Here is a 9,239-nt window from a genome sequence, read left to right as displayed (position 1 = left end):
ACAACGGCACCAAGTCCACTCCGGTGTTGCAGGCCGACATCCTGGGTGACTGGCGGGAAGAGGTCATCTGGCGCACCAGCGACAACCGGGCGCTGCGGATCTACTCCACCACCACGCCGACCTCGATCAGCCGGGCCTCGCTGATGCAGGACCGCCAGTACCGGCTGGCCGTGGCGTGGCAGAACACCGCTTACAACCAGCCGCCGCACGCCAGCTTCCTCAACCCGTGACGCCCGACCCACACCCCACGGAGTCAGCCATGACCATGCAACGACGTGCTTTCCTACGTGTTGGCGCGGCTGGAGCGGCGGGCCTTGGCCTCGGCCTGCTCGGCGCGGGACAGGCGCTCGCCACAGTCAACCCGCTGGGCGCGCCGACCACACCGTTCGCCGTCGGCGTGCGCCAGTACAACTGGATGCGCGGCAGCCGCCGGGTCACCACCTACGTCTACTACCCGGCCAAAGGCAGTCCCGGTAGCGGACCGGTCACCAACGCGCCCGTGGCCGACGGTGTGTTCCCGGTCTGCGCGTACACCCACGGCAGCGGCGCCAGCCCGCAGGGCGCGCTGTCGCAGATCCGGCCGATGGCCGCGGCGGGCTTCATCGTCCCGGCACCAAACTTCAACAGGGCCAGCATCGGCGAGGCCTACAACGGCACCCTGGGCCGGGACGTCTCCGAGGTCATCACCCGGACCTTGGCGCTCAACACGGGCAATGACCCGTTGCGGGGCCACATCAACACCACGGCGGGCGTGGGCGCCTACGGCTATTCGATGGGCGGTATGACCACGCACAGCCTGCTCACCATCGTGCCCGACTCGCGGATCACCGCCGCGGTCCCGCTGGCCTGTGTGGACATGGGCAACCCGGCCGCCTCGGTCAAGGCCAAGGTCCTGTTCATCCACGGTGACCGGGACCCCGTCTGTCCCTACTCCTCCGCCCGCCAGGCCTACCGGGAACTGCCGCGCCCCAAGGCTTTCCTCACCTTCCGCGGCGGGGACCACAGCAGCTACTGGAGCGACTCCCGCGCCCGCAACACCTTCGTGGACTGGATGCGCTGGGGCCTCTACGCCGACACCGCCGCCCGCGACCGGCTGCCGGCCGACGCTTCCTCCGGCAGCACAACCTGGGAGTCGATGCTGTGATGAGAGGCAACCACCTCCGGCGGGTCGCGGTCGCGGCCACCGCGGCGCTGCTGTTCAGCGGCGCACTGCCCGCGGCGGCGGAAAGCGGTACGGCCATGGGCAATCCCGCGCTGCCCGGCCTGACCGCCGACCCGCACCTCACCACCGCCGGTGGCCGGTTCTACCTGTACCCGACCACCGACGGCTTCCCCGGCTGGGGCGGCAGCACCTTCTCCGCCTACTCCAGCACCGACCTGGTGCACTGGCGCAACCACGGCGTCATCCTGGACCTGGACAAGGACATCTCCTGGGCGGACAAGTTCGCCTGGGCCCCGGCGATGGCGCAGAAGAACGGCAAGTACTACTTCTACTTCAGCGGCGGCAAGGCCACCGGCGACACCGGCAAGCACCTCGGCGTCGCCGTCTCGGACTCACCGACCGGCCCGTTCAAGGACGCACTGGGCAAACCCCTCGTCCCCGCCGGGACCTACGGCGGCCAGATGATCGACCCCATGGTGTTCACCGACGACGACGGCCGGAGCTACCTGTACTGGGGCCAGGGCGGTTCGCACCAGGTGCCGCTCAACCCGGACATGGTCTCCTTCGACCCGGCGAAGGTGCGCACGCACAAACCCCAGGACTACAACGAGGGCTCGTTCGTGTTCAAACGCCGGGGCACCTACTACTTCATGTGGTCGGAAGGGGACACCCGCAGCGAGGACTACCGGGTCGCCTATGCCACCGGCCCGTCCCCGCTGGGCCCGTGGACCAAGCGCGGGGTCATCCTCAGCAAGCGGCTGGACCAGGGCATCAAGGGCACCGGGCACCACTCGGTGCTGCGCGCGCCCGGCTCCGACAACTGGTACATCGCCTACCACCGCTTCGCCATCCCCGGCGGGGACGGCACGCACCGGGAGACCGCCATCGACCGGATGCGCTTCAACCGCGACGGCAGCATCCAGCCGGTGGTGCCCACCCTGACCGGCATCAACCCGATCCGCCGGTAGCAGTCTCACGGAGCTGAGCAGCAGGGTGCCCCGGCGCGTGTGGCCGGGGCACCCTGCCCAGTTCCGCGTGCGCCAGCTGGACCGTCGGGGGCCGCGTAGAATGAGGTGTCCGCGGAAGATGGTTCTCTGGAAGAAGCACGATGGTCGACCTGAAGGCGCTGTACCACGACCTGATCCACTACGAGATGGAGCTGTGGGACGCCGTCGACCGGCGGCTGCGCGCGGAGTGCGACCTGCAGGTGACCTGGTTCGAGGTGATGCGGGTCATCGCGCGGCTCCCGGGTTGCCGGGTGCAGGACATCGCCACGGATCTGGGCATCACGGTCGGCGGGGTGAGCAAGGTGGTCGACCGGGTCGAGGCCGCCCGGTACTGCAGGCGCCGGGCCAACCCGGATGACCGCCGGTCCTCCATCGTCGAGCTGACCGCCGCCGGGAACCGCCTGCTCGCCAAGGCCACCAAGGTCTTCGAGGCCGAGCTGGAAGTCCGGCTCGGGTCGGTGGTCTCCGAGCGCTCCCTCCAGCAGTTCGCCGTGACGCTGGGCAAGCTGCGGGCGGCAGGGCGGGCGATGGGGGACGGGCGCAACCCCGACCGCCAGTCCTGAGTGGACACTTCTTGGGGTGACGCCGGTCACAGGTTCGCGTTGGTTACGTTGAGGTGACTGGTTACGAATAGTCACTATTGGCCGGTACCTGGAACTCACCCCAAGGAGATCTCCGATGGCCCAGTCGACCGACCCGCTCGCCGTTGCCACCAAGTACTTCGACGCGTTGTCCGCCAAGGACTTCGGCACCGTCGCCGGCATGTTCGCCGACGACATCGTCTGGCACCAGCCGGGTGGCAACCAGTTCTCCGGCGTCCACCACGGCAGTGCCGCGGTGGGCGAGATGATCGGCGCCATGATGGCCGTCAGTGAAGGGACTTTCGCGCTCTCGTTGACCGCGCCCCCCATGCTCAACGGGTCGGTGGTCGCGGCCCCCGTGCACTTCACCGGTCAGCGCGAGGGCGCGACGATGTCCCAGCACGGGCTCGACCTGCTGCGGATCGAAGGCGACCGGATCGCCGAGGCGTGGCTGTTCTCCCCCGACCCGGAGGCCGAGGACGCCTTCTGGGGCAAGGGCTGAGCCGAGCGAGCCGCTGACCGGCGCCGGCATCCATTGTGGACTGCCGGTCAGCTTTATAGGGTTGGCGACCGTGGAGATGCTGCACCTGCGTTACTTCCTCGCGGTGGCCGAGGAACTGAACTTCGCCGCCGCCGCACGCAGGCTGCACATGGCGGCCTCCCCGCTCAGCCAGCGGATCAAGGACCTGGAGCACGAGCTGGGGCAGCGGCTCTTCGACCGGGACACCCACCACGTCGCGCTGACCCCGGCCGGGGCCGCGCTGCTGCCGATGGCGCGCGAGGTGCTGGAGCGGGTCAACTCCATCCCGTGGCGGCTGCGGGAGGCCACCGGGCAGGGGCGCGGCACCGTGTTCCTCGGCCTGCCCTCCGGCGTGCACCCCGACCTGCGCGAGCGGGTCAACGAGCTGGCCGGGCGGGTCCGCGAGCGCTTCGAGCTCAAGCGGTGGCCAGGCGCGACCCCCGACCTGGTCACCGCGGTGCGCGAGGGCAAGCTGGCGCTCACGCTGGCCAGGCTGCCGGTGGCCGACCCGGCGCTGGAGCAGCTGCCGGTGATGTCCGAGCGGCTCGGCGCGGTGGTGCCCGCGGACGCCTTCGCCGGGCGGGAGTCGGTCACGCTGGCCGAGCTGGCGGATCTGTCCTATGTGGCCGGTCCGGCCGGGGAGATGCTCGGCTACTTCGAGCGGCTCGACGGCGAGTTGGCCGAGCTCGGCGTGAAAAAACGCATTCGGCTGACCGGTGCCGGATATGGCGGAGTTTCCGAGCTCATTTCCGAGGGGCTTGCTTTCGGTATTTCCATGCTCGATTCACGCAGTCCCATGCATGGTTACAAGCTGGCGAACGTGGCGGTGCTGCCGTTCGCCGACTTCCACCCGCGCCTGGACACCGGGCTGCTCTGGCGGCACGACCGGGCGCACGGCGGGGACCTCGACGAACTCATTTCCGCTGCTCGCGAGGTCTTCGCCGAACCGCTCGAAGTCTGACAAATGGTATGACCGCTGTGGTCATACCATTGTTCGCGATTCGAACATTCCCATTCTTTCCGTTCGCGCCTAGGTTCGTTTGTAGACGAACTGAACCGGCGCGAAAGGACGAGCAATGACGGAGCTCACCGGCGCCACCGGCCCTCTGGACGGTGTGCGCGTGATCGACCTCTCCACCGTGGTGATGGGCCCGTACGCGGCCCAGATCATGGGTGACCTGGGCGCCGACGTGATCAAGATCGAGTCGCCCGCGGACACCGCGCGGGTGGGGCACTACCGCACCACGCCGGGCATGACCCCGCTGCACCTCAACGTCAACCGCAACAAGCGCAGCGTCGCGCTCAACCTCAAGGACGAGACCGAGCGGGCCACCGCCCTGGAGCTCATCGGCACCGCGGACGTGGTGATCACCAACATGCGGCCCGGCGCGCTGAGCAGGCTCGGCATGAACTACGAGGACCTCGCCGAGGCCAACCCCGGCCTGATCTACGCACACGCCCAGGGCTTCCGCGGCGACTCCGAGCTGGCTGGCCACGCCGCCTACGACGAGACCGTGCAGGCCGCCTCCGGCCTGGTCGACATCGCCAACCGCGCGCTGGGCAAGCCGGTCTACCTGCCGACCATCCTGGCCGACAAGGTCTCCTCGCTGACCATCGTCTACAGCGTGCTCGCCGCGCTGGTGCACCGGGACCGCACCGGGCAGGGCCAGCGGATCGAGATCCCGATGACCGACACGCTGCTGGCCTTCAACCTGGTCGAGCACCTGGCCGGGCACGTCTTCGAGCCCCCGCAGGGCCAGACCGGCTTCGCGCTGTCGATGACCAAGGGCCACCAGGCGGTGCGCACCAAGGACGGCTTCGCCTGCGTGATCCCGTACAACCCGCAGAACTTCCGCGACTTCTTCGCCGCCGCCGGCCGCCCCGACCTGGCCGCCGACCCCCGGGTGAACGGACCGGCCGTGGACAGCGCCGACCACGAGGCCCTGGCCGCGCTGATCGAGGAGTGCGCGCCCGCGCTGACCACCGCCGAGTGGGCCGAGGTCTGCGCCAAGCACAGCATCCCGATGGCCCCGGTGCTGGAGCTGGACCGCGCGCACGAGGACCCCTACGTCCGCGACGGCCACCTGCTCGACACCGTCGAACACCCCACCGAGGGCCCCATCCGCGCCATCGGCATCCCGGTCCGCTTCGCCGTCACGCCCGGTTCGATCCGCCGGCTGGCCCCGGTGCCCGGCCAGGACACCGCGGAGGTCCTCGCCGAACTCGCCACCCGCTGAACCCGGGCATCCCGGGCAGCAGAAGGAAGAACGTCATGAGCACCACCGAAGTACGCGTCGAACGGATCGGCAGCACCCTGCTGATCACCCTGGACCGCCCGCAGGCCCGCAACGCCGTCAACGCCGCGGTCGCCACCGGACTGGCCGCCGCGCTCGATGAGCTGGAATCCGATCCCGCGCTCAGGGCAGGCGTCCTGACCGGCGCGGAGGGCACCTTCAGCGCGGGCATGGACCTCAAGGCCGCCCTGCGCGGCGAGTCGCCGGAGATCCCCGGCCGCGGGTTCGGCGGCCTGACCGAGACCGAGCTGACCAAGCCGCTGATCGCCGCGGTGGAGGGCTTCGCCATGGGTGGCGGGTTCGAGCTGGCGCTGGCCTGCGACCTGATCGTGGCCGCCGAGGACGCCCGGTTCGGCCTGCCCGAGGTCAAGCGCGGCCTGGTCGCCGCGGGCGGCGGAGTGATCCGGCTGCCCCAGCGCATCCCGCACCACCTGGCCATGGAGCTGCTGCTCACCGGCGAGCCGGTCACCGGCCGCCGCGCGGGTGAGCTGGGCCTGGCCAACCGGGTCACCGCCTCCGGCGAGACCGCCGCGGTCGCCCTGCAGCTGGCCGAGCAGCTCGCGCTCAACGCCCCGCTCGCGCTGGCCGCGGTGAAGACCATCGTGCGCGCCGCGCACGGCGTGCCCGAGCCCACTGCCTTTGCCGCGCAACGGGAGCACCTGACCCAGCTGATGGCCTCGGCCGACGTCCGCGAGGGCATGACCGCCTTCGCCGAGCGCCGCGCCCCGCAGTGGACGGGGGCGTGAGATGAGGATCAACGACGTCCGGCAGCGGGTGACCACCCCGCTGACCAGCCCGGCCTTCCCGCCGGTCGTGCCGAAGTTCACCGACCGCGAGTACCTCAACATCGTCTACCGCACCGACCCCGAGGCTTTGCGGGCCGTCGTGCCCGAGCCCCTGGAGATCGACGAGCCGCTGGTCCGGTTCGAGGTGATGAAGATGGGCGATGTCAGCGGGTACGGCCCCTACACCGAGGCGGGCCAGGCGATCCCGGTGACCTTCGACGGTGAGCGCGGCGAGTACCTGCACGCGATGCACCTGGACAACTTCCCGGCCACCGCCTCCGGCCGCGAGGTCAGCGCCTACCCGAAAACCGTTGGCGCGCCACGACTCTACGTGGACAGCGGCGCACTGGTCGGCACCCTGGACTACGGCACGCTGCGGGTGGCCACCGCGACCATGGGCTACAAGCACCACGAGCTGGACCCGCGCACGGCCGAGGAACAGATCACCGTGCCCACCTTCATGCTCAAGACCATCCCCGGCTACGACGGCACGCCCAGGGTGCAGGAGCTGGTGCGCACCGAGATCACCGACCTGGTGGTCAAGGCCGCCTACACCGGGCCCGCCCGCCTCCAGCTGTTCCAGCACGTGCTCGCCCCGCTGGCCGACCTGCCGGTGCTGGAGGTCGTCGCCGCCAGCCACATCCTCACCGACCTGACGCTCGCTCCGGTCAAGCCGGTCTTCGACTACCTGAAGGGAGCACGGTCATGAGCCAGCGGTTCCGCACTGCCGCGGTGATCGGCGCGGGCACCATCGGCCTGTCCTGGACGGCGCTGTTCGCCGGGCACGGCCTGACCGTCCGGGTCAGCGACCCCCGCCCGGACCTCGCCGAGGCCGTCGCCGCCGCGCTCACCGAGTTCACCCCGCACCTGGCTGCCCAAGGCCTGGACGTCACCGGCCTGGCCGAGCGGGTCCAGCTCGCCGCCGATGTCACCGAGGCGGTCCGGGACGCGGATGTGGTGCAGGAGAACGGACCCGAGAACGTCGAGTTCAAGAAGGACCTGTTCGCCACCCTGGTCCGCGAGGCGCCGAAGCACGCGCTGCTGCTGAGCTCGTCCTCGGCGATCCCGTCCACCGCCTTCACCGGCGACCTGGACGACGCCGGCCGGATCCTGATCGGCCACCCGTTCAACCCGCCGCACCTCATCCCGCTGGTGGAGGTCGTGCCCGGCGAGCGCACCAGCGAGGACTCCGTGCGCGCCGCGGTGGACTTCTACACCTTCCTCGGCCGCACCCCGGTGGTGGAGCGCAAGGAGATTCCCGGGTTCGTCGGCAACCGGCTGCAGAACGCGCTCAGCCGCGAGGCGATCTACCTGGTGGAGCAGGGCGTGGTGACCCCGGCGGACCTGGACAAGGTGATGACGAACTCCCTCGGCATCCGCTGGGCCACGGTCGGGCCGTTCCTCGGCTCGCACCTGGGCGGCGGCCCCGGCGGCTACCGGCACCTGGCCGAGCACATCGGCAAGTCGATGAAGAAGATGTGGGCCGGCCTCGGCCAGCCCTCGCAGAACGAAGCAGAACAGGAACGGCTCATCGAAGCCGTGGAGAAGGCTTACGGCTCCTCCACGTACTCGGCACTCGCCGAGGCGCGCGACCGCAAGCAGCTCGCCGTGCTGTCCGCTTTGGACAGTGCCAGCAAGGAGGAGAACTGAGATGAGCATGGCAGCACTGGAAGACCAGCTGACCGCCGACTTCTACAACTACGAGACGCTGCTGGCCGACGAGGAGCGCAAGATCCTCCTGCAGGCCCGCGAGCTGATGCGCGAGCAGGTCCGCCCGCTGGTGAACGAGAACTGGGCCAAGGGCGAGTTCCCCCGCGAGCTCATCGACATCTTCCGCGGCAGCGGGCTGGCCGGACTGCCCTACGAGGGCTACGGCGAGCACCCGGCCGCCGGCAGCAACCTGCTCAACGGCATGCTGGCCATGGAGATGACCCGCGTCGACGCCTCGGTGGCCACCTTCTTCGGTGTCCACAACGGACTGGCGATGTACTCCATCCACGCCGGTGGCGACCAGGAGCAGCGCGACCGCTGGCTGCCCGCGATGGCGGCCATGGACAAGATCGGCGCGTTCGCGATGACCGAGCCGCTCGGCGGTTCCGACGTCGCCGGTGGCATGCGCACCACCGCCAAGCGTGAGGGCGACACCTGGATCCTCAACGGCGCGAAGAAGTGGATCGGCAACGCCACCTTCGCCGACTACGTGGTGGTCTGGGCGCGCGACGTGGACGACAACCACGTCAAGGGATTCGTCGTCGAGAAGGGCACCCCTGGGTTCAGCCCGGTGAAGATCGAGGGCAAGATCGCCTTCCGGATCGTGGAGAACGCCGAGATCACCCTGACCGAGGTCCGGGTGCCCGAGGCCAACCGCTTGCAGCGGATCAACTCCTTCCGCGATGTGGCCGAGATCCTGCGCGCCACCCGCGGCGGGGTGGCCTGGCAGGCGCTGGGCGTGATGATCGGGGCCTACGAGCTGGCCCTGGACTACGCCAAGGAGCGCAAGCAGTTCGGCCGCCCGATCGCCCGCTTCCAGCTGGTGCAGGACCTGCTGGTGAAGAGCCTGGGCAACATCACCGCCAGCTGGGGCATGCTGGTGCAGCTGGCCAGGCTGCAGGACGCCGGGATCTTCCGCGACGAGCACTCCGCGCTGGCCAAGGCCTTCGTCACCGCGCGGATGCGGGAGGTGGTGGCCTGGGGCCGGGAGATCTTCGGCGGCAACGGCATCCTGCTGGAGCACGACATCGCCCGGTTCTTCACCGACGCCGAGGCCATCTACTCCTTCGAGGGCACCCGCGAGATGAACACCCTGATCGTGGGCAAGTCGATCACCGGGCAGAGCGCCTTCGTGTGATCAGGACGAGTCGAACAGCCGGTGGCCACGGTCACCGGCTGT

At 69.8% G+C, this 9,239-nt stretch carries 10 protein-coding genes and 1 pseudogene; all 11 read left to right on the top strand.

Translation table 11 applies throughout. The features are described from left to right. A pseudogene (locus tag M8C13_RS32165) lies at positions 1-230 on the top strand (rhamnogalacturonan lyase); the annotation flags it as partial. Between the two features lie 29 nt (positions 231-259). Then, positions 260-1,144, top strand: coding sequence for an alpha/beta hydrolase (locus M8C13_RS32160; protein WP_252484520.1), 885 nt, complete (start codon positions 260-262; stop codon positions 1,142-1,144). Then, positions 1,144-2,130 (top strand): family 43 glycosylhydrolase, encoded by a 987-nt coding sequence (locus tag M8C13_RS32155; protein ID WP_252484519.1) that lies wholly within the window; start codon positions 1,144-1,146, stop codon positions 2,128-2,130. Before M8C13_RS32160 ends, M8C13_RS32155 begins: the two co-directional genes overlap by 1 nt. A 140-nt stretch (positions 2,131-2,270) precedes the next feature. Next, the gene (locus tag M8C13_RS32150) at positions 2,271-2,732 is read left to right on the top strand and encodes a MarR family winged helix-turn-helix transcriptional regulator (protein WP_252484518.1); all 462 of its coding nucleotides are present in this window, start codon (positions 2,271-2,273) and stop codon (positions 2,730-2,732) included. Positions 2,733-2,847: 115 nt separating this feature from the next. Next, positions 2,848-3,252, top strand: a complete 405-nt coding sequence (locus M8C13_RS32145) for a nuclear transport factor 2 family protein (RefSeq protein ID WP_252484517.1) — start codon at positions 2,848-2,850, stop codon at positions 3,250-3,252. Positions 3,253-3,322: 70 nt separating this feature from the next. Then, the gene (locus tag M8C13_RS32140; RefSeq protein ID WP_252484523.1) at positions 3,323-4,231 is read left to right on the top strand and encodes a LysR family transcriptional regulator; all 909 of its coding nucleotides are present in this window, start codon (positions 3,323-3,325) and stop codon (positions 4,229-4,231) included. Between the two features lie 115 nt (positions 4,232-4,346). Next, on the top strand, positions 4,347-5,507 hold the full coding sequence (locus M8C13_RS32135; RefSeq protein WP_252484516.1) for a CaiB/BaiF CoA-transferase family protein: 1,161 nt from the start codon (positions 4,347-4,349) through the stop codon (positions 5,505-5,507). Positions 5,508-5,542: 35 nt separating this feature from the next. Then, positions 5,543-6,310 carry a crotonase/enoyl-CoA hydratase family protein gene (locus tag M8C13_RS32130; RefSeq protein ID WP_252484515.1) on the top strand — a complete coding sequence of 256 codons (768 nt, stop codon included), beginning with the start codon at positions 5,543-5,545 and terminating at the stop codon, positions 6,308-6,310. Position 6,311: 1 nt separating this feature from the next. Beyond that, positions 6,312-7,058: an acetoacetate decarboxylase gene (locus tag M8C13_RS32125; protein WP_252484514.1), complete on the top strand. Its 747-nt coding sequence runs from the start codon at positions 6,312-6,314 to the stop codon at positions 7,056-7,058. Further along, positions 7,055-7,999 (top strand): 3-hydroxyacyl-CoA dehydrogenase NAD-binding domain-containing protein, encoded by a 945-nt coding sequence (locus M8C13_RS32120; RefSeq protein ID WP_252484513.1) that lies wholly within the window; start codon positions 7,055-7,057, stop codon positions 7,997-7,999. The genes M8C13_RS32125 and M8C13_RS32120 overlap by 4 nt, the downstream gene beginning before the upstream one ends. A 1-nt stretch (position 8,000) precedes the next feature. Beyond that, positions 8,001-9,197 carry an acyl-CoA dehydrogenase family protein gene (locus M8C13_RS32115; RefSeq protein WP_252484512.1) on the top strand — a complete coding sequence of 399 codons (1,197 nt, stop codon included), beginning with the start codon at positions 8,001-8,003 and terminating at the stop codon, positions 9,195-9,197. Positions 9,198-9,239: the final 42 nt, after the last annotated feature.

The organism is Crossiella sp. SN42 (genome assembly GCF_023897065.1).
In the GTDB taxonomy this organism is placed as follows: domain Bacteria; phylum Actinomycetota; class Actinomycetes; order Mycobacteriales; family Pseudonocardiaceae; genus Crossiella.
The sequence above is the reverse complement of the archived record's forward strand: the minus strand, read 5'-3'. Positions and strand labels throughout refer to the sequence as shown.